Raw genomic sequence first — 18,823 nt, forward strand, 5'->3', positions numbered from 1 at the left:
CGGATGTCAGCCCTTCATGCCGGAGGTCGCCAGGCCCTCGACCAGCCTCTTCTGGAAGATGAGGAAGCAGATGAGCGTGGGCAGGAGGGCGAGTGTCGACATGGCGAACATCGCGCCGTACGAGGAGCCGCTGGTCTGGTCCAGGAACAGGGTCAGGCCGAGGGGGACGGTGAACTTGTCGTTCTGCTGAAGGTAGACGAGCTGGTGGAGGAAGTCGTCGTACGTCCAGATGAAGGTGAAGATCGTGGTGGTGATCAGAGCCGGCTTCATCAGCGGCAGGATGATCTTCCAGTAGATCTGGAAGGGGTTGGCGCCGTCCATCATGGCCGCGTGGTCGAGCTCGCGCGGGATGGAGCGGATGAACTGGACCATCAGGAAGATGAAGAAGGCGTCCACCGCGAGGAACTTCGGGACGATCAGCGGCAGGTAGGTGTTGATCCAGGTCAGGTTGTAGAAGATCGTGTACTGCGGGATCAGGACGGCCTGCGTGGGCAGCATCAGCGTGCCGAGCATCAGGCCGAACCAGATCTTCTTGCCGCGGAACTCGAAGCGCGCGAAGGCGTAGGCGGCCAGCGAGCAGGAGATCACGTTTCCGATCACCGCGCCGATCGTGACGATCAGCGAGTTGGTGATGTAGAGGGAGAAGGAGTTGCCGGAGCCGCTCCAGCCCTCGGAGTAGTTCTCCGGGCGCAGCTTGGCCGGGATGATTCCCGGGTGGGTGAAGATGTCGGTGTCGGGCTTGAGCGAACTGCTCAGCATCCACAGCAGCGGATACAGCATGACGATCGCCACGCCGATGAGCAGGGTGTGGATGAGGATGCGCCGGGAGCCGGTGGCCGAGCGCAGCTTCTGAAGCGGCGACAGCGACGAACGGGGCGGGGTGATGGCGGACATGGTGGGAAGGACTCCTCGCTCAGACGTCAGGCGGCGTTAGTCGTCGTAATGGACCCAGTAGCGGCTGGCGATGAAGTTGACCGCCGTGAAGCCTGCGATGACCAGGAACAGCACCCAGGCGAGGGCCGAGGCGTATCCCATCTGGAGGTCGGTGAAGCCCTTCTTGTACAGGTAGAGGGAGTACAGCATGGTCGAGTTGAGCGGCCCGCCGGTGCCGTTGCTGACCACGTACGCCGGGGTGAACGTCTTGAACGCGTCGATGATCTGCAGGACGACGTTGAAGAAGACGATCGGGGTCAGCAGCGGCAGGGTGATGCGGAAGAACCGGGTGACGGGCCTGGCGCCGTCGATCTCGGCCGCCTCGTACACATCCTTCGGCAGCTGCTTCAGACCGGCGAGGAAGATGACCATCGGGGTGCCGAACTGCCAGACGGCCAGCAGGATGAGGGTGTAGATCGCGGTGTCGGGGCTGGAGATCCAGTCCTGACCCTTGATGCCGAACCAGCCGAGGAAGTCGTTGAAGAGCCCGTCGCCGCCGAAGACCTGCCGCCACACGATGGCGATGGCCACCGCACCGCCGAGCAGCGAGGGCAGGTAGAAGGCGGCCCGGTAGAGGCCGATGCCCTTCAGGTCGCGGTTGAGGAGCATCGCGACGCCGAGGGCGAGCGCCAGCTTCAGCGGAACGGAGACCACGACGTACAGGAGCGTGGCGTGCACCGAGTCCCAGAACACCGGGTCGTCGGTGAACATCCGGGTGTAGTTCTCGGTGCCGACCCACTTGGCGGGAGACAGCAGGTCGAAGTCGGTGAACGACAGGTAGAGGGAGTCGAGCATCGGGTAGATCGTCAGCCCGAACAGGCCGACGAACCACGGGGCCAGGAAGAGGTACGGCCACCAGCCTCCACCGCGCCGTCTGGCAGCGCGGCGACGCATCCGTTCACGCTCGCGCTGGTCGGACGGGGTCGCGGGAGCCGTCGGCTCCTTGACGACCGCGTCGGTCTCGGTGGTGGTCATGCTCATCTCCCTGGCCCTTTCCCGGTCCTTCTGTGCACCGCGGCCCACAGCCGCGCCGACGCCTACTGCGACAGAATCGATCCCGCCTGGTCGAAGAACGCGGTCAGCTGCGCCTTGATGGACTTCTTGCCGAAGGCGATGGCGAGGTTGGACTGGAACAGCAGGTCCCAGATCTGGTCGGCGCCGTTCGGCGGCGGCTGGGGGGCGGCCAGCGCGTCGGTCGCCTTGGCGACCCGCTTGGAGATGTAGTCGGCGATGTCCATGGACTTCTTGTCCGTGTCCGACAGACCGGCGGCTATGAGGGAGCGGGCCTTCTCGGTCGGCGGGATGCCGCGCAGCAGCTGCATGTCCTTGATAGCCGTCGCGTCCTGGGCGAAGTAGCTCATGATCTTCACCGAGTCGGCGATGTGCTTGCTGGCCTTGGTGGCGCTCAGCAGGACACCGCCGTTGACGAAGTTACCCTCACGGGCGCCGGACCAGTCGCCCTTCGGGGTGGGCAGGAAGTCCAGGACCGCGTCGGTGATCGCGCCGCCCGCGCCGTAGACACCGGAGTCGAAGGTGAACAGGGTCTTGCCGATGACCACGCCGTTCTTGGTGAGGTCGTTGTGCGCGGCCGAGGTGATCGCGGCCGGCGGGGACGCCTTGTCCTTGCGCATCTCGGCCCAGAACTCCCACCACTCCTGGAGGGTGTCCGCGGTGAAGCCGAGCTTCTTGCCGTCCGTGGCGAAGAAGGTCTGGCCCTTCTCCCGGGCGAACACCTCGAACGCCTGGAGGGTGCCGCCACCGCCGTCGTCGACGCCGAACTGCTTGCCGCCGCTCTTCTTGTTGACGTCGACCGCGACCTTCTTCAGGTCGGCCCAGGTCCACTCGCGGTCCGGCAGCTCCAGGCCCAGCTTCTTCAGGCCGGTGACGTTGACCGTGAGGATGTTGACGCCAATGCCGGACGGCACGCCGTACAGCTTGCCGTCGACCGTGCCGGCCGCGAGGAGCGTCTTGGAGAAGCCGGTCAGGTCCAGGGACTTGCCGACGTACTCGTCGATCGGGGCGAGGACACCCTTGCGGGCGTACTGCGCCACCAGCGCGGTGTCCATCTGGAGCAGGTCGGGGGCGCTGCCGCCGGCCACGTTGGTGTTGAACCGGTCGAAGTAGCCGTCGTAGCCGGAGTAGCGCTCTTCGATCTTGATCTTCGAGTTGCTCTTCTGGAACGTCGCGAGCGCCTTCTTGTAGGCGTTGTGACGGTCGTCGCTGCCCCACCACGTCATGGTCAGCTTGGAGCTGGTGCTGCCGGCGCCGGTGCCTCCGCCGCAGGCGCTCAGCGAGCCGCCGAGCGCGCCGGCAACGGCGAGTCCGCTCGCGGTGCGGAAAAGGGTTCTGCGCGAGATCTGGTGACCCACCGGGTCCTCCCTGGATGTGCGTGATGGAATTCCCGGCCAGTCGCTGCGGGCACGGGTGCGTCCTTCTCGGAATGCGCCTCCCGGGGCACGGCCTCGCCCGGCCGCACCATCCTGACGGGTGGGATCCCCGGCCACCATGGCCGTCGTCACGCGAGCACGCCCTCGCGTGGCTGCCGTACGTCTCGTACGGGCGGGACGCTCACCCCAAGTCGGCGTCCCGGCCAACTTAGAAAGCGCTTGTCCGGACATTGGCAGACCGAGTCGGAGGCCGTCAATCCTTCGTCTGCGCGGCCTCGGTCACGGTTTGGACTCCCCGGGCGACCGCGAGCCGGGCGGCGCCCACGACGGTGCCGAAGTCCCCGACCGTGCTGCTGACCACCTCGGTGGGCCAGCTCAGCCGCTCCAGTTCGGCCCGCACACCCGGCAGGAGCTGCGGGTCCGCGCCGGTACTGCCCCCCAGCACGATCAGTCCCGGGTCCAGCACGGCGACCACGGCGGCGGCGAGCCGGCCGATGTCCGCGGCATGGCGGCCGACGACAGCCCGGGCCGTGGCCCGGCCCTCTCCGGCGAGGGCGAAGAGCCGCTCGGCCGTGCGGGGGCACGGCCCGTCGGCGTTCTGCCAGGCCTCCGCGGCCCGGCGCAGCAGGGAGCGTGCGCCGATGTACTCCTCCAGGGCCTCCTGGCGCGGCTCGCGGCCCTCGTCCCAGGGGTAGGGCAGACGGGCCAGCTCTCCGGCGGCGCCGTTCGCCCCGCGCAGCACCTGACCCCCGACGACGATGCCGAGGCCGATACCCACGCCGATCCGCAGATAGCCGAAGGTGTGGCGGCCGCGGGCGGCACCCTCGTGCAGCTCCGCGAGCGCCGCGCAGTTGACGTTGTTCTCTAGGTGGACGGGAACACCCGGCGGCAGCGCGACGGCCATGGCGTCGAAGACGGGGCCGGCCTTGGCGGTCGCGGGGCGCACACGGGCGCCCTCCTCCTGCCCGGTGACGTCGCCGACGGCGACGACGATGGTGCGCAGCGGGGTGTCGGCGGGCAGCGCGACGAGGGCCTCGCGTACGACGGCGGCGGCGTCCGCGCGGGAGCCGGTGGCCTGGGCGAGCAGGGTGCCGTCCAGGGCGCAGCCGCGTACCCGGGTGAGCGCGGGGCCGAGGTCGACGGCGAGCACGGCCCCGGCGGCCGCTCCGAGACGGTAGACGGCGGCGGAGCGGCCCGTGCCGCTGGACGCGGTGCCGGAATGCGCGGCGAGCCGGGCGCTCTCCAGTTCCGAGACGGCGGAGGACACCGTCGGCTTGGACAGGCCCGCCAGGCTCGCGAGCTGCGGCCGGGTCGCACTGCCCGCCTGGGCCAGCACGGCGAAGACCGTGCTCGCGCTCTCGGTCAGGCGGGTGGCTTCCGCCACGCCATGTTCCACAGTTCCCCCACACGGGTCGAGGGCCGCGCTCCCAGGTCGATCGGCTCCGGGGATGCGGCGATGGATTGCCCTGACGTCACGCGTTTCCCGCCCCACGGCGGCCCGGACGGTCGTCCCGGTGGTCGAGTGCGCGATGCCTCTTGACGCACCATACTTCGTTAGTTAGTTTCCTAACGAACTTCACGGTACTCGCCTGCCGTGCTCCGTCAGAGGCCCGTCCCGGGGCTTCCCTAGTTCTTCTGCCCCCTGTCCAGACACGGTTCGCCCGCCGTCGCGGCTCACTGCAACGACGAAAGAGGATCCGTGCAGGACGCACCCCCCTCGTGCCCCATCGTGGTCGGTATCGACGTGGGCGGCACGAAGACCCATCTCCGCGCGGTGGCCGAGGACGGCACGGTCACCGATCACCTCCGTACGAGCAGCGGCTGGCGGCCGCACGACCCCGAGGCCGCCGCCGCCTGGCTGGCCGCGCTGGTCCATGAGGCCCTGCCGGCCGGCACCCGTCCGTCCGCCGTCGCCGTGGGCGGGCACGCCTGCGAGACACCCCGCCAGTGCGCCGGGATCCGTGTCGCGCTCCGGGAGCTTCTCGATGTGCCCGCGCTCGTCGTCGGCGACGCCGAACTCCTGGTCCCCGCCGCGGGCCTGGACAAGGGCGTCGGTCTGGTCGCCGGTACCGGCTCGGTGGCGGTGGGCCGGCTCTCCGACGGCAGCCCCGTTCAGGTCGGTGGCTGGGGTGCGGTGCTCGGCGACGAGGGCGGCTCGGCCGGTCTCGTCCGTGAGGCGGCGCGCACCGCGTGGGCCGCGCACGATCGCGGCGAGGACCCGGACGAGCTGGCCCTGGGACTCATCGCCGCGTTCGGGGTGAGCGAAGTGCCCGCCCTCGGCGCGGCGTTGGAGAGCGCCACGGACGTCTCGGCCGAGTGGGGCCGGCACGCGCCGGTCGTGTTCGCCGCCGCCGGGGCGGGCTCGGCCCTCGCCCGCCAGGTCATAGCCGAGGGCGGACGATCCCTCGCCACGCTCGTCGTACGACTCGCCCAACGCGGGGTCGCCGTCGACGACGTCGTCGTGGCCGGCAGTACCGTGCTCGCCCAACCCGCCCTGTACGACGCCTTCGCGGCATGGCTGGCCGAGGCCGTCCCGGGGGCGCGACCGAGGCCCCTGCGGGTGCCGCCGGTCGAAGGGGCCGTGTCGCTGGCCCGTTCACTCGTATGACACGTCTCGGACGCCGAGCCATACCCAGCCCGACATGACTCGGCCGTAGATCTTCGCTCGTACGACACATCCTCGCCACGGGGCACCTGCGACTCACGCGTCTCACCTGCCTCCTGGCGTTCGGTTGCTCGAACGACCTCCTACCGGCCGCACGGCCGAAGAACTCAAGAGAGGCACACCCATGCCGTCACCAGCCGGGCACCACACCACCTCGTCGGCCGGTCGACTCACCGTCAACCGGCGGGGGTTCCTCAGAACCTCGCTGGGCGCCTCGGCCGGTCTGCTGGCCGCGCCGACCCTCGTCACCTGGCTCGCCGCCGCGGACGCGAAGGCCGCCACGAGCCCCGCCGCGTTCGTCGACGACTACACGACCAACGTCCTCACCAACCTGACGCCCGAGACCAACGCGGTGGTCCGGATCCTCGGCGGCATGGCCGAGGTGTGGAAGACAGGCGGCGCGTGGAACACGGGCACGCCGCTCATGCCCGAGGTGCTGCGCGCCAACATGCGCTACTGCGCCCGGATCACGGCCGCCCGCACCGACGCACAGGCGAAGGAGGCGTTCATCTACGACCGGCAGCACCAGAGTTACGCGATCATCGCGGGCCTGGGACCGCTGGCCGACCTCTACAAGTCGGGCTCCCAGGCGGTCACGTCGATCACCAGCGCACCCGACGGCACCCCCTCCGGGAAGATCAACGACGCCGTGCCGTCCGACGCTCCCGCCGGTTCCACGCTCGGCGCGGGCTCGCACGACTCGGCGCTCGGCAAGGTGGCCGAGCTGGTCGACACCGTGCGCGGCAACTACGCCTCGGGCAACCCGTCCAAGTACGCCTACCAGTACCCGCGTCCATGGCGCATGAACGAGGACAGCGAGGTCGTCGACACGGGCAAGGTCGACGCGCTCGGCTACCCGGTGTACGACTCCGCCGTGGTCGTCGCCCCGCAGTTGCTGTGGCAGCGCAGCACGGCCCCGGTCGACGACGGCGGCTTCCCCAGCGGGCACACCAACGCCTTCCATCTGGCGGCGCTGGCGTACGCGTACGCCGTTCCGGAGCGTTTCCAGGAGCTGGTGACCCGCGCCTTCGAGCTCGGCCACACCCGCATCATGGCGGGCATGCACTCCACCGTCGACGTCCTCGGCGGCCGCATCATGGCCACCGCGCTGGCCGCCGCCACGCTGGCCGACCCGGCCAACGCCGCCCTCAAGGCGGCGGCGCGCGCCCAGGCCGCCGCGTACTTCCAGCAGCAGACCGGCACGACGGCGGACACCCTGTACGCCTACGCGCACTCGGCGGGCGTCGAGGCCGACCCGTACTCCGACCGGGCCGCCAACGCCCGCGCGCTCACGCCCCGGCTGACGTACGTCCTGACCCGGCACGGCCGCTCCGAGGACCTGACCGTGCCCAAGGGCGCCGAGGTTCTGCTGGAGACGCGGCTGCCCTACCTCGACGCCGCGCAGCGCCGCGAGGTGCTCCGCACGACCGCGCTCCCCTCCGGGTACGTGCTGCTCGACGGCTTCGAGCAGTGGGGGCGCCTCAACCTGTTCGCCGCCGCCGACGGGTACGGCGCCTTCGACTCGGACGTGACCGTCACCATGGACGCGGCCGCTGGGGGCTTCGACGCGGCCGACACCTGGCGCAACGACATCTCCGGCTGCGGTGGCCTGGTCAAGCGCGGCAGCGGTGCGCTGGCCCTGACGGGAGCCAACCGTCACACGGGCGGCACGGTGCTGGAGCAGGGCACGCTGACGGCCGGTTCCGCGGGCGCGCTCGGCCACGGTGACGTCCGGGTGGAAGGCGGCACGCTGCGGGTGGCTCCGGGCACGGCGGCCCGGGTGCGCGGCGCCTACGCGCAGGCGTCCGGGGCGACCCTTGAGGTGACGCTCCGCGAGGGCCGCATACCCGCGCTGGTGGTGGACCGACGGGTGCTGCTGGGCCGGGACAGCGTGCTCTCGCTGCGGCTGGACGCCGACCGTCCGCCGGCCTCGGGAACCACGGTTCCGGTGATCTGGGCGCCCGCGCTGCGGGGCCAGTTCGGTGGCATCACCGTGCAGGCCGACGGATACCGGGCAGTGCCCGTGTACACGGGCGAGGGGCTGTCCGTACGACTGATCAAGCGCTGATCCCCACAGGGGCGTGAGTGAGGGGCCGACGGCGGACGCCGTGGGCCCCTCACCTGTTCCTGCGCCAGGTCGGTGTCCGAATCCCGCCGGACGGAGCCTCGGGGAAGCGGCAAAATGGCTGGTGAAGCGATGCCGGCAACGCTTGAGGACTCTCGAAAGGACACTTCCGATGACGGTCTGCACGACCATCGACAGCCCCTTGGGCGAGCTGCTGCTCGTGGGCGAGGCGTCGGTCTCCGCGAAGGGCGGCACGGCGCTGGCCTCACTGTCCATGCCCGGCCAGAAGCGCGGGGCCGTCGTCCAGGACGGCTGGGTCGAGGACGCGGACGCGTTCGCGGAGATCGCCTCCCAGCTGCGCGCCTACTTCGACGGCACGCTCACCGACTTCGACATCGAGTACGTCACGAGCGGCAGCGACTTCCAGCAGCGGGTCTGGAAGGCCCTGGAGACCATCCCGTACGGGACCACGCTCAGCTACGGCGAGATCGCCGCGCGGATCGGCGCGTCCAGGGCCGCGGTGCGTGCCGTGGGCACGGCGATCGGCGCGAACCCGCTGCTGGTCGTGCGCCCCTGCCACCGGGTGATCGGTGCGAACGGAGCCCTTACCGGCTACGCCGCGGGGCTGGAGCGCAAGCGGCAGCTCCTTGATCTGGAGCATGTGCCTTCGTGATCGGCACGCGGCGCCTCAGCGCAGACGCTCCGCGATCCTGGTGTTTCCGCCGAGCGGGGGCTATTTGATGAGCGCGTTGGCGACGACGACGATCACCCCCAGCAGTGCGTCGAGGCTGCCCATCACCAGCGCCGTACGCCAGGGCCGCCGCGCGGCGCGTGCCGCGGTCAGGCCCCAGCCGAAGAGGAACACGATGTTGAACGCGAAGGCCTCGTACTCGATGTCCTCGGACGGCCACCAGCCCCAGCCCGCGCCGAGCAGTATCACCACCGTGGGCAGGGTGGCCATCACCAGGGGCCATTCGTCGAGCAGCAGCCGCAGCGCGCCGGTCAGCCCGGGGTGGGACCCCTCGCCGCGCCGGGCGATGATGTGCGCGTACCCGTGTGCCGACGCCGAGGCGAACGCGGTGAACAGCAGCCACTGGGCGTCGTACAGCCGAACCTCACGTGCCGTCGGACCGTATTGGGTGAGCGCGGCGACCATCGAGCTGGCCAGCACGGCACCGTACACGCCGCCGAACAGCACGTTGGGGCGCGTGGCCTCGCGGCGCAGGGCGCGACCGCCGCGGCGGAGGATGTGCGGAGTGTGCATCGTGGACGTCCCTCGACTGTCGGCGTCTGTCATGTGCGGGCAGGAATCATCTACCTGAACCCATGACAATCGAGTCATTGAGGACGCCGCCGTCCGTCGCGCCGCCGGAACAGCCCCACTGGGGCGCCGCGCCAGGGGTCAGGCCGTGCGGGCGCGGAGGCGGCGCAGCATGCGCGGGTCCTCGAAACCGACCGAGCGGGCGGCGGCGTCGATCGTCGCGCCGTGGCTGATGAGGTGCTGGGCGCGTTCCAAGCGGAGGGTCTGCTGGTAGCGCAGTGGGGTGAGCCCGGTGGCGCGGCTGAAGAGGCGGGTGAGGGTGCGTTCGCTCACGCCGACGGCCGAGGCGAGGGTGGGCAGGGGAAGCGGTTGGTCGAAGCGGGCGTCGATGAGGTCCTGGGCGCGGTGCACGGTGTCGTCGAGGTGGGACCGGTGCCGGAGCATCGCGCTGGACTGCGGTTCATGGCCGTTGCGGCGGGCGTAGACGACCATGTCGCGGGCGACCTGGGCGGCGACGGCCGGGCCGTGCCGGGTCGCGACCAGGTGCAGGGCCAGATCGATGCCGCTGGCGATGCCGGCCGAGGTGATCACCCGGTCGTCGGCGGTGAACAGGACGTCGCGGACGACCAGCGCATTGGGGTGGCGCAGGGCCAGCTCGTCCTGCACGTCGTGATGGGTGGTGCAGTGGCGGCCGTCGAGCAGACCGGCCTGGCCGAGCGCCTCGGCTCCGGCGCAGACGCTGGCGACCGTCCCGCCCCTGGCGTGGTGGTCCCGGAGGACCTGGAGGGCGGCGGCGCCGACGGCGGGACTGTCGGCCAGCGCGACCGAACGCCAGCCGGGCACCACGATCAGATCCTCCGGCCCGAGCTCCGGCCAGTCGAGCCCGGCCACCAGCGGCAGCCCCTGGGCGGTGGAGACCTGGGGCTGCTCGGCGACGTAGGAGAGCGTGTAGGGGTGCCCGAAGTCGGCGGCGGTGGAGAAGACCTGCGCGGGACCGGCCAGGTCCAGCAAATGGACTCCGGGCACCAGGAAGAAGACGATGTGGCTCACGATCCGGTCATCATGCCCGAGGTTCCGCCGCGGCCTCCAGCTCGTCGACCGTCGCGATGGTGGCGAAGCGTCCCGCGAGGGCGTACTCGGTGCGCCTGATGACCTCGTCGGCAGCCAGGGTGCGGGGGTCGGCCAGCAATTCGGCGACGCTCTGGCCGGCGGGAGCGTCACGGTGCGGGATGGGATTGGTCGCGGTCGCGTCGACGACGAAGGTGACCCGGTAGCCGAGGTCACTCGCGACGCGGGTGGTGGTCTCCACGCACTGCTCGGTGCGGATACCGCAGACGGTGAGCTCGCGGATGCCGTGTTCGGTGAGGAGTTGCTGGAGGTTGGTGGTGGTGAAGGCGTTGTGCGAGGTCTTGTGGATCAACGGCTCCCCGTCCGCCCGCTCCAGCTCCTCCATCAGCCGGACATGGCCGAGGGCCGGGTCGAAGACATCGCCGCTGCCGGGCTCGGAGTGCAGCACCCACACCACCAGCTCCCCGGCCTCGCGGGCGAGCCGGACCAGGCGGTTCACCTGGTCGGCGATCTTCAGGTCGGAGGTGGTCTCCCACAGCGGACGGGCGCGGAAGGACTCCTGGACATCGATGACGATCAGTGCTCGGGTCATGCCCCAAGCCTGAGCCGCGCGGACGGGGCGGCGACAGGCCGCATCGGGTCCGGCAGCGGACCGATCCGGTCAACGTTGAGGGCGCAGCCGTGACGGGCACTGATCCGAGGCGGGGGCTCACATTCGGCCGATCTCGTCTCTCCGCTCGTCCGACCCCGCCGAGATGCCTTACGGTGCGCCACTGAACCGGTTCAGTGTCATCGCCGGAATCCCGGGAAACAGGGAGGGCGCACCATCCATGAATCGAAGACCGTCGCTAGTGAGCCTCGTGGTCGCGGGGATTCTCGCGGCCTCCGCCGCCTTGACTTCTCACTCCGGCCTCACTCCTCACTCGGCCTCCGCTCCTCACACGACCTCCACTCCTCACTCGGCCGAGACGGCCGACTCCCCACGCGAGAACGCGCGTTGGGTGAACACCTGGGTGTCCATGCCGCAGCTCACGGAGCCCGGCAACATGCCACCCGGCCCGTTCACACAGGACAAGCTCGTACTGGCCGATGCCACGGTGCGGCAGACCGTCCAGGTGTCGGTCGGCGGACGGCACATGAGACTGCGCTTCTCGAACGCGTTCGGGGGTGCGGTGCTGCCGATCACCGCCGTCTCGGTGGCCTTACCGGTCGACGGACGGGCGGGCGTCAGTGCGATCCGGCCGGGGACCTCCCGGTCGGTGACGTTCCACGGCCGGTCCTCGGTGGTGGTGCCGGTCGGAGCGCAGATGGTTTCCGATCCACTGGACTTCGACCTGGAGCCGGGCTCCAATCTCACCGTGACGACGTACCTGGCCCAAGGGCAGGCGTCCAACGACATCACGTCCCATCCCGGTTCCCGAACCACCTCCTACCTGCAGGCCGGGAACCACGTCATGGACGACGACTTGGCCGGCGCCACGCCGGCCAACCACTGGTACTTCCTGAGCGGCGTCGAGACGTGGTCCAGGGCCGGCACCGCGGCGGCCGTCATGCTGGGCGACTCGCTGACGGACGGCCGCGGCTCCACGACCAACGGGAACAACCGCTGGCCGGACCAGCTGCTCAAACGCCTGCGGTCCCAGGCAGACACGGCGGGCACCGCGATCCTCAATCAGGCGGCGGGCGGCAACCGGATGCTCAACGACGGTCTGGGCCCGAGCGCGCTCGCGCGCCTCGACCGTGACGTGCTGGCGCAGAGCGGGGTCAACTGGCTGCTCGTCTTCGAAGGCGTCAACGACATCGGGACCGCCGAGCCCACGCAAGCCGCCCAGAAGCAGGTCACGGACGACCTGATCGCGGCCTACGACCAGATCGTCGTCAGGGCGCACGCGCAGGGCATCCGGGTGTACGGGGCCACGCTGACTCCCTTTGGAGGCAACGCGCTCTACGACGACGCGGACGGGTACCGCGAGGCGTCCCGGCAGGCCGTCAACCAGTGGATTCGCACCAGCGGCCGCTTCGATGCCGTGGTCGACTTCGACAAGGCGGCCCGAGACCCGCTGCAACCCGTACGGCTCCTGGCGACGATCGACGACGGTGATCATCTGCATCTCAACCCGGCCGGCTACCAGCTCCTCGCCGACACCGTCCCTGCCCGGCTGTTCCAGCCCGGGCCGCTCCCCAAGGACTCCGGACTCGATGAGGCCTCGCCGTCCTGAAGTGATGTCACACTTCGGCCGCTTGGGGTCCTCTTGGTTGGAGACACTCACAGGAGGCCCGTATGCAGGAGAAGGTCCGCGCCACGATCGAGCTGTCCGCCGGGACGATCGAGTACGAGGACACCGGCGGTGACGGTCCCGTGCTGGTGCTGCTGCACGGTCTGATGATGGACGCCTCGCTGTGGGACGGGCCTGTCGCGGACCTCGCCGCCGACCATCGCTGCGTCGTCCCGACGCTCCCCCTCGGCGCCCATCGCCGGGCGATGCGCGCGGACGCCGATCTTTCACTGCCCGGGGTGGCCCGTCTGGTCGCCGAGTTCCTCGACCGTCTCGGCCTGCGGGATGTCGTCCTCGTCGGCAATGACACCGGCGGGGCGCTCGTCCAGCTGCTGATGTGCGACGGCGCGGATCGCGTGGGCCGGGCCGTTCTCGTCTCGTGCGACGCGTTCGACAACTTCCCGCCCGGGCTGACGGGCAAAACGCTCGTGCTCTCCGGCAGGCTCCCGCCCCGGCTGTTCGGGCTCTTCATGCAGCAGATGCGGCTCCGGATGCTCCGACGGCTCCCGATCGCCTTCGGGTGGCTGACCCGACGAGGGGACGCGGCGACAGCGCGTTGGATCGGGCCGGTCCTGCGGCAGCCCGACATCCGCCGCGACGCCGTACGCGTCCTGCGTGCCGCGGCGGCCGACACGGGCCTCCTGCTGTCCACAGCCGCACGCCTGCCCGGCTTCAAGCGTCCCGCCCTGGTGGTCTGGGCCGCCGAAGACCGGGTGATGCCGCCCGAGCACGGCCGACGCCTCGCCGCACTCCTGCCGCAGGGCCGGCTGGCCGAGGTCGCGGACAGCTACACCCTCGTCCCACTGGACCAGCCGGCGGAACTCGCCAGGCTGATCCGGGAGTTCACCCGCGCACCGCACACCGGCTGACCATCACGCCCACGACATCCGGCCGTTCCCCTCCCGAGCACCTCGCCCTGAGTAGAGCGCCGCTACCGAACGCTTGCCCAGTGCTCCACCCTTCAGGGTGGAGGTGTAGGGCATCCTCGCCCTGGTGGCCCGGAGGGCCGCAGAACCATGGCACTATCGCCTTGTCCGACAACGCAGTTGTCGGACCTACCGCCGGACGGGCGGGAAGTCAGGCCTGTGGAGGTCTGGTAAGACCGGTCCTCACGGACCGGCGCGGACCCGTGAAGCAGGAACCCAAGGTGGTACCGCGAAGCGGTACGGACCGGAATCTCCAGCCCTCGGGCTGGAGAGGACGTCAACGTGGCGCTATGCCTCACACCACCGCCCTCCTCGTCATCGACATGCAGAACACGCTGGTGGCCATCGCGCACCGGGCCGCCGAGACCGTCACCGTGATCGCCGGGTTGCGTGAACGCGCCAAGGCGGCCGGTGTGCCGATCGTGACGATCCAGCACCGGGGTGACGGTCTGGAGGCCGGGACCGAGGGCTGGCGGGTCGCGCCCGCTCTCGCCCCCGCCGACGACGAGACGGTCATCCACAAGACCGCGGTGGACGGTTTCCTCGACACCGACCTCGACAAGACCCTCAAGGCCCTGGGAGTCACCGAGGTCGTCGTCACCGGGTTCGCCACCGAGATGTGCGTCGACACCACGGCACGACAGGCCTTGAGCCACCGGTACGACCTGGTACTCGTCGCCGACGGACACACCACGTCCGTCCGGCCCGACACGGGCGAGCTCGCCTCGCCCGAGCGGTCGATCGCGCATCACAACGAGCTCTTCCGGCATATCGGTTACCCCGGGCGGAGCATCCGTGTGCTGCCCGCCTCGGAGGTGGACTTCGCCGCGGGCCGGAGCGCCTGACGACGAGGACGTCCCCCATAGAGGCCATGTCACACCGTGGTGGCGCTACTGCCCCGTCCGGGATTCGAGGTCGGCCCGGGTGTCGTTGCCGTAGACGCCCGTCTCGTCGCCCCGGATGCCGTACCAGAGTTGGAAGCGGGCGACGGCGGCGGTGAGGGTGGCGTCGTAGGTGCCGCTGGTGGTGCCGTTGTCGTAGACGTTCGGGATGCGGAGCAGCCGTTGCTGGAGCTCCGTCACCTCGGGGCCGCTGTCTCCTTCGCGGAGGGTGCCTGTACCGTCCGGGTCGGCTGCCCCGGACGGGGCTCGGGCCGCGGGCGTGGTCGATGGCTGGGCCCCGGTCGCGGGTGCGTCGTCCTGGGCGCCGCCCGGCAGCAGGAGTGCGAGGGCGAAGCCGACCAGGGCCGCCGCCGTGACGGCGACCGCGATCGCGGCGCGCCGCAGGCCGAAGCCGCGCCCGGGTCCGTGACCGCCGCCGTACCGCCTCCCGGGCGCGGGGAACTGCCCCGCTGTGCCCCCGGCGTAGTTCTCCCCCGCCAGGACCGGCGGCAGTTCCTGCGTCTCGTACTCCTCCGGGGGCGGCAGAAGCCTCGTCGCGGTCGAGGGGACCGCGATCGACTCGTACCCCTCGTCCGAGTCGGCTCCACCGTCGTCCTCGCGCACCTGCCTCACCAGTTCCGCGAGCGCCTGCGAGCGGCGGCGGCGCTGGACGTGGGTGGGTTCGAGCGCCGGGCGCCGCACCGGCTGCCCGGGCTCGGTCGGTATCGACACGGTCTTCTCCTTCCGTTCCTTCCGTGCGCGCGGTCTCCCTCCATCCCCGTGGAGTGATACGCGGGTGTGCGCCCAGTGGTTCAGCGGAGACCACACCTCATCAAATGATCGATACGTTCAATTCGGTAAGAGTAGTTGAGCGTTTGAGCGTCCGCGTGCTAGAAACCGCCGTCATGACGACTCGTTGGTCACGCCGTGGCTTCCTGGCCGCAAGCAGCGGTACCGCGCTCGCGCTCGGGATGCACACCACCGCCGATGCCCTACCCCTCGCGTCCGCCGAGAGCGCCCAGACCGCTGAGGCCGCGGACGAGTTCGCGACCCTGCGGGCGAAGTGGCGCACGCTGATCCTGGGCGAGGGATTCAGTCCCACCGCCGAGCCCTTCACCACCCGGCTCACCGAACTGGGCACCACCGCAAGCCAGTTGCAGTCGACGATGGCACCGACGACCGGCTCGCTCTGGCCGGATCTGGTGTACGCCGATCCGGAGCCCGACACCGACCAGGAGTCGTACGGCTACTCCGGCAACCTCAACTCCAGCTACAACCGGCTGAGCACGCTCGCCCAGGCCTACTCCCAGGCAGGCACCGGACTCACCGGCGACAGCGGCCTGCGGGACGACATCCTGACCGGTCTCGATCACCTCTACTCCGAGGTCTACAACGAGAACCAGACCCGCTACGGCAACTGGTACAGCTGGCAGATCGGCGCACCGCAGGCGCTGCTCGACGTGTGCGTGCTCATGTACGACCAGCTGTCGGCCGCGCAGCTCGCCAACTACGTCAACGCGGTCGACCACTTCGTGCCGGACTCCGCGGTCTCCAGCTACAGCGGCACGAGCACGGGTGCCAACCGGGTGGACCTGTGCCGGGTACTGGCCCTGCGCGGGGTCGTCGGCGCGAGCTCCGCGAAGATCGCGCTGGCCCGGGACGCGCTCTCGCCCGTCTTCCCGTACGTCAGCAGCGGGGACGGGCTGTACACCGACGGCTCGTTCGTCCAGCACACCACCGTCCCTTACACCGGTTCGTACGGTTCGGTGCTGCTGGGCGGGCTCGGGATGCTCTTCGCGCTGCTTGCCGGGTCCACGTGGGAAGTCACCGACTCGGGCCGGCAGATCGTGTTCGACGCGGTGGAGAACGCCTGGGCGCCGTTCCTCTACAACGGTCTCGTCATGGACGGCGTGTCCGGGCGGGCGATCAGTCGCGGCCTGTCCGCGTCCGACGCCAAGCAGATCCAGCAGGACGACCACCGGCGCGGTCATCCGATCCTCGCGTCGATCGTGCTGCTCGGGCAGGGGGCGAGCAGCACGGAGAACGCCCGCTGGCGCGGTCTGGTGAAGGGCTGGATGCAGCGCGACTACTACAGCCCGCCCATGAGTGACCCCTCGCTGGGCCTCACACATCTGGCCCGGCTCAAGGGAGTTCAGGACGACACCACGGTCTCCGCGATCGCCGAGCCGACCGGGCACCGGCTGTTCACCAACATGTCCCGGGCCACCCACCGCCGCCCCGGCTGGGCCGCGTCGATCAGCATGGCGGACCGGCGGATCACGTACTACGAGACGGGCAACGGCGAGAATCTGCACGGCTGGCACACCGGTTCCGGAGTGCTCTACTGGTGGGGCGACACCTTCTGCAACGGCCAGTACAGTGACGCGTTCTGGCCCACCGTCGACCCGTATCGTCTGCCGGGCATCACGGCCTCCCGCAAGGTCCTCGCGGACGCGGCGGGCGGTGACTGGGGCGCCTCCCTGCCGGACGTCAACTGGGTCGGTGGCACCACCGACGGGCAGCGGGCCGCGATCGGCCAGTACCTCAAGGGCCTGCAGAGCACACTGCTGGCGAAGAAGTCGTGGTTCTGTCTGGACGACTCGATCGTGTGTCTCGGCGCGGGGATCAAGTGCACGGACGGCACGGCCGTGGAGTCGACGGTCGAGAACCGCAACCTCGGGCCCACCGGAAGCAGCGCCTTCACGGTGGACGGCACCGTCAAGTCCACCGCCTACCCCTGGTCGGAGACGCTCACCGGCGCGACCTGGGCGCACATCGGCGGCCACGGCGGCTATGTCTTCCCCGGCGGGGCCACCGTCAAGGCGCTGCGCGACGCCCGCGACGGCACATGGAGCGCCATCAACAAGGGCGGCGCGACGACCGTCCTGAACCGCAAGTACCTGACGATGTACGTCGACCACGGCACCGACCCGACGGCCGCCACGTACGGCTATCTGGTCATGCCGGGCGCCACCGCCGCCGAGACCCAGACCCGCGCCGCCGCGACGAGCTGGCTGACGATCCTCGCCAACACGGACAGCCAGCAGGGTGTGAGCGTTCCTTCGCTCGGCTTCACCGGTGTCAACTTCTGGTTCGGCGGCACGGTCGGCGATCTCACGGCGAGCAATCCGTGCTGCGTGATGATCAACGAGAAGAGCGACGGCACCGCGGTGATCTGCGTCAGCGACCCGATGCGCATGCAGACCAGCCTCACCCTCACCTGGAACAGGGCGGTCTCCTCGGTGACTTCGAAGCCGTCCACGGTCACCTCGGCGACCACCGGCTCCTCCCTGACGCTCACCTTCGGCGACCTCAGCACCACCGCGGGCGTCACCCAGAAGATCACCGTCAAGCTCGGCTGAGCCGAAGGGAATCGGCCGAGCCGAACTCGTGTGAGGCTCGGCGGTACTGCTGCAACGGCCGGCCGTCGAGCGTCCAGTGCCGGTCGGCGTCGACGCCCAGGGACGCGAACACCTGGGCGGCGACGTCGACATGGCGTATCCGCTCGGGTGCCGCGCGGAGGCCGGGGCCGGTGGCGATCAGCCAGGCGGTGCGTTCCTCCTCGGAGCGGCCGCCGTGGCCGCCCGCGTCGACATGGCCGTGGTCGGTGACGACAAGGAACGTCCACCGCTCACTGTCGTACGCGGGCCGCGAGCGCACGGCGTTCAGCAGGCGCCCCACGCGTTCGTCGGCGCGCAGCACCGCCGCCTCGTACGCGTCGCCGCAGCCGACGAAGTGCGCGGTCTCGTCGGGAGAACCGAGGTAGACGAACGACGCGTCCATGTCGTCGCCCCCGAGGACGCGCACCGCCTCCTCGGTGATCCGCTCGTCACAGGTCTCCCATGCTTCGGGGGTGTCCGCGACCGGGGAGACGTAGGTGCTCCTGGACGGAGCGCGGAAGAGCGGGCCACCGTCGCGAACCTGCATGAGCGGCTGCCAGCCCGCCGCGACGAAGGTGCGCCGGCCGCTCTGCGCGGCGAGCCGGGTGGCGAATTCGGGGAAGACGTCGAGGCGGTGGCCGGTGAAGTCGTTGCTCCACACGCCGTGCTTCTCGACGCCCACTCCGGTGAGGATCGTCGCCCAGCAGGGGCCCGACATCGTGGGCGTGCGGTCGTCGACCTCGATCGGCGCGAGGAAGCCGTCGGCCGCGAGGGCGTCCAGGTGCGGGGTCGGAAGGCGGCGCAGCGTATCGAGGCGGACGCCGTCGATGCCGACGACCAGAACGCGGGGGACGACAGAGGAAGGCAAGGGCATTCCCTCAGAAGTGCGCGACATGGCACGGCTCCTACGAGACCTCGTGCGGAAGAGGTGGACGCAGGACATCTTTTGTGCGCATACGATCAGAGTCAAGAGCGTTCGAC

General features: G+C 70.2%; 16 protein-coding genes. 7 read left to right on the plus strand and 9 right to left on the minus strand.

Going from position 1 to position 18,823, the window contains the following annotated elements; genetic code table 11:
* Positions 1-6 precede the first annotated feature (6 nt).
* The 4 genes from OIC96_RS02635 to OIC96_RS02650 form a co-directional block, all read right to left on the minus strand.
* Positions 7-894 (minus strand): carbohydrate ABC transporter permease, encoded by an 888-nt coding sequence (locus OIC96_RS02635; RefSeq protein ID WP_330309512.1) that lies wholly within the window; start codon positions 892-894, stop codon positions 7-9.
* Between the two features lie 36 nt (positions 895-930).
* Positions 931-1,908 (minus strand): carbohydrate ABC transporter permease, encoded by a 978-nt coding sequence (locus tag OIC96_RS02640; protein WP_327434215.1) that lies wholly within the window; start codon positions 1,906-1,908, stop codon positions 931-933.
* Positions 1,909-1,970: 62 nt separating this feature from the next.
* Positions 1,971-3,302, minus strand: a complete 1,332-nt coding sequence (locus tag OIC96_RS02645) for an ABC transporter substrate-binding protein (protein WP_330309511.1) — start codon at positions 3,300-3,302, stop codon at positions 1,971-1,973.
* 271 nt (positions 3,303-3,573) lie between these two features.
* Positions 3,574-4,704, minus strand: coding sequence for an ROK family transcriptional regulator (locus OIC96_RS02650; protein ID WP_330309510.1), 1,131 nt, complete (start codon positions 4,702-4,704; stop codon positions 3,574-3,576).
* 315 nt (positions 4,705-5,019) lie between these two features.
* Here OIC96_RS02650 and OIC96_RS02655 point away from each other — a divergent pair, with 315 nt between their 5' ends.
* From OIC96_RS02655 to OIC96_RS02665, 3 genes are all read left to right on the plus strand, one after another.
* Positions 5,020-5,928 carry an N-acetylglucosamine kinase gene (locus tag OIC96_RS02655; protein WP_330309509.1) on the plus strand — a complete coding sequence of 303 codons (909 nt, stop codon included), beginning with the start codon at positions 5,020-5,022 and terminating at the stop codon, positions 5,926-5,928.
* A gap of 181 nt (positions 5,929-6,109) precedes the next feature.
* A complete protein-coding gene (locus OIC96_RS02660; protein WP_330309508.1) occupies positions 6,110-8,053 on the plus strand; it encodes a phosphatase PAP2 family protein in 1,944 nt (647 codons plus the stop codon).
* A gap of 169 nt (positions 8,054-8,222) precedes the next feature.
* Positions 8,223-8,723 carry a methylated-DNA--[protein]-cysteine S-methyltransferase gene (locus OIC96_RS02665; protein ID WP_330309507.1) on the plus strand — a complete coding sequence of 167 codons (501 nt, stop codon included), beginning with the start codon at positions 8,223-8,225 and terminating at the stop codon, positions 8,721-8,723.
* Between the two features lie 60 nt (positions 8,724-8,783).
* On the opposite strand, the gene OIC96_RS02670 is transcribed toward OIC96_RS02665, so the two are convergent.
* From OIC96_RS02670 to OIC96_RS02680, 3 genes are all read right to left on the minus strand, one after another.
* Positions 8,784-9,314: a hypothetical protein gene (locus OIC96_RS02670; protein ID WP_330309506.1), complete on the minus strand. Its 531-nt coding sequence runs from the start codon at positions 9,312-9,314 to the stop codon at positions 8,784-8,786.
* A 138-nt stretch (positions 9,315-9,452) separates the two neighbouring features.
* The gene (locus OIC96_RS02675; RefSeq protein WP_330309505.1) at positions 9,453-10,361 is read right to left on the minus strand and encodes a GlxA family transcriptional regulator; all 909 of its coding nucleotides are present in this window, start codon (positions 10,359-10,361) and stop codon (positions 9,453-9,455) included.
* A 10-nt stretch (positions 10,362-10,371) separates the two neighbouring features.
* Positions 10,372-10,971: a cysteine hydrolase family protein gene (locus OIC96_RS02680; RefSeq protein ID WP_330309504.1), complete on the minus strand. Its 600-nt coding sequence runs from the start codon at positions 10,969-10,971 to the stop codon at positions 10,372-10,374.
* Between the two features lie 238 nt (positions 10,972-11,209).
* Between OIC96_RS02680 and OIC96_RS02685 the strand changes: the two genes are divergently transcribed.
* The 3 genes from OIC96_RS02685 (at position 11,210) to OIC96_RS02695 (ending at position 14,426) form a co-directional block, all read left to right on the plus strand.
* Complete coding sequence (locus OIC96_RS02685) at positions 11,210-12,598, plus strand: SGNH/GDSL hydrolase family protein (RefSeq protein ID WP_330309503.1); 1,389 nt, start codon at positions 11,210-11,212, stop codon at positions 12,596-12,598.
* 62 nt (positions 12,599-12,660) lie between these two features.
* Complete coding sequence (locus OIC96_RS02690; RefSeq protein WP_330309502.1) at positions 12,661-13,524, plus strand: alpha/beta fold hydrolase; 864 nt, start codon at positions 12,661-12,663, stop codon at positions 13,522-13,524.
* A gap of 347 nt (positions 13,525-13,871) precedes the next feature.
* Positions 13,872-14,426, plus strand: coding sequence for an isochorismatase family protein (locus OIC96_RS02695; RefSeq protein WP_330309501.1), 555 nt, complete (start codon positions 13,872-13,874; stop codon positions 14,424-14,426).
* Between the two features lie 45 nt (positions 14,427-14,471).
* Here the strand turns inward: OIC96_RS02695 and OIC96_RS02700 are convergent, their stop codons facing one another.
* Positions 14,472-15,194, minus strand: a complete 723-nt coding sequence (locus OIC96_RS02700; RefSeq protein ID WP_330309500.1) for a peptidoglycan-binding domain-containing protein — start codon at positions 15,192-15,194, stop codon at positions 14,472-14,474.
* A gap of 173 nt (positions 15,195-15,367) precedes the next feature.
* Here OIC96_RS02700 and OIC96_RS02705 point away from each other — a divergent pair, with 173 nt between their 5' ends.
* Positions 15,368-17,824, plus strand: coding sequence for a polysaccharide lyase 8 family protein (locus OIC96_RS02705; protein WP_330309499.1), 2,457 nt, complete (start codon positions 15,368-15,370; stop codon positions 17,822-17,824).
* On the opposite strand, the gene OIC96_RS02710 is transcribed toward OIC96_RS02705, so the two are convergent.
* Positions 17,811-18,737, minus strand: a complete 927-nt coding sequence (locus OIC96_RS02710) for an alkaline phosphatase family protein (RefSeq protein WP_330309498.1) — start codon at positions 18,735-18,737, stop codon at positions 17,811-17,813. The two genes, OIC96_RS02705 and OIC96_RS02710, sit on opposite strands and share 14 nt — an antisense overlap.
* Positions 18,738-18,823: the final 86 nt, after the last annotated feature.

Origin of the sequence: Streptomyces sp. NBC_00775 (assembly GCF_036347135.1) — a bacterium.
Lineage (GTDB): Bacteria > Actinomycetota > Actinomycetes > Streptomycetales > Streptomycetaceae > Streptomyces > Streptomyces lutosisoli.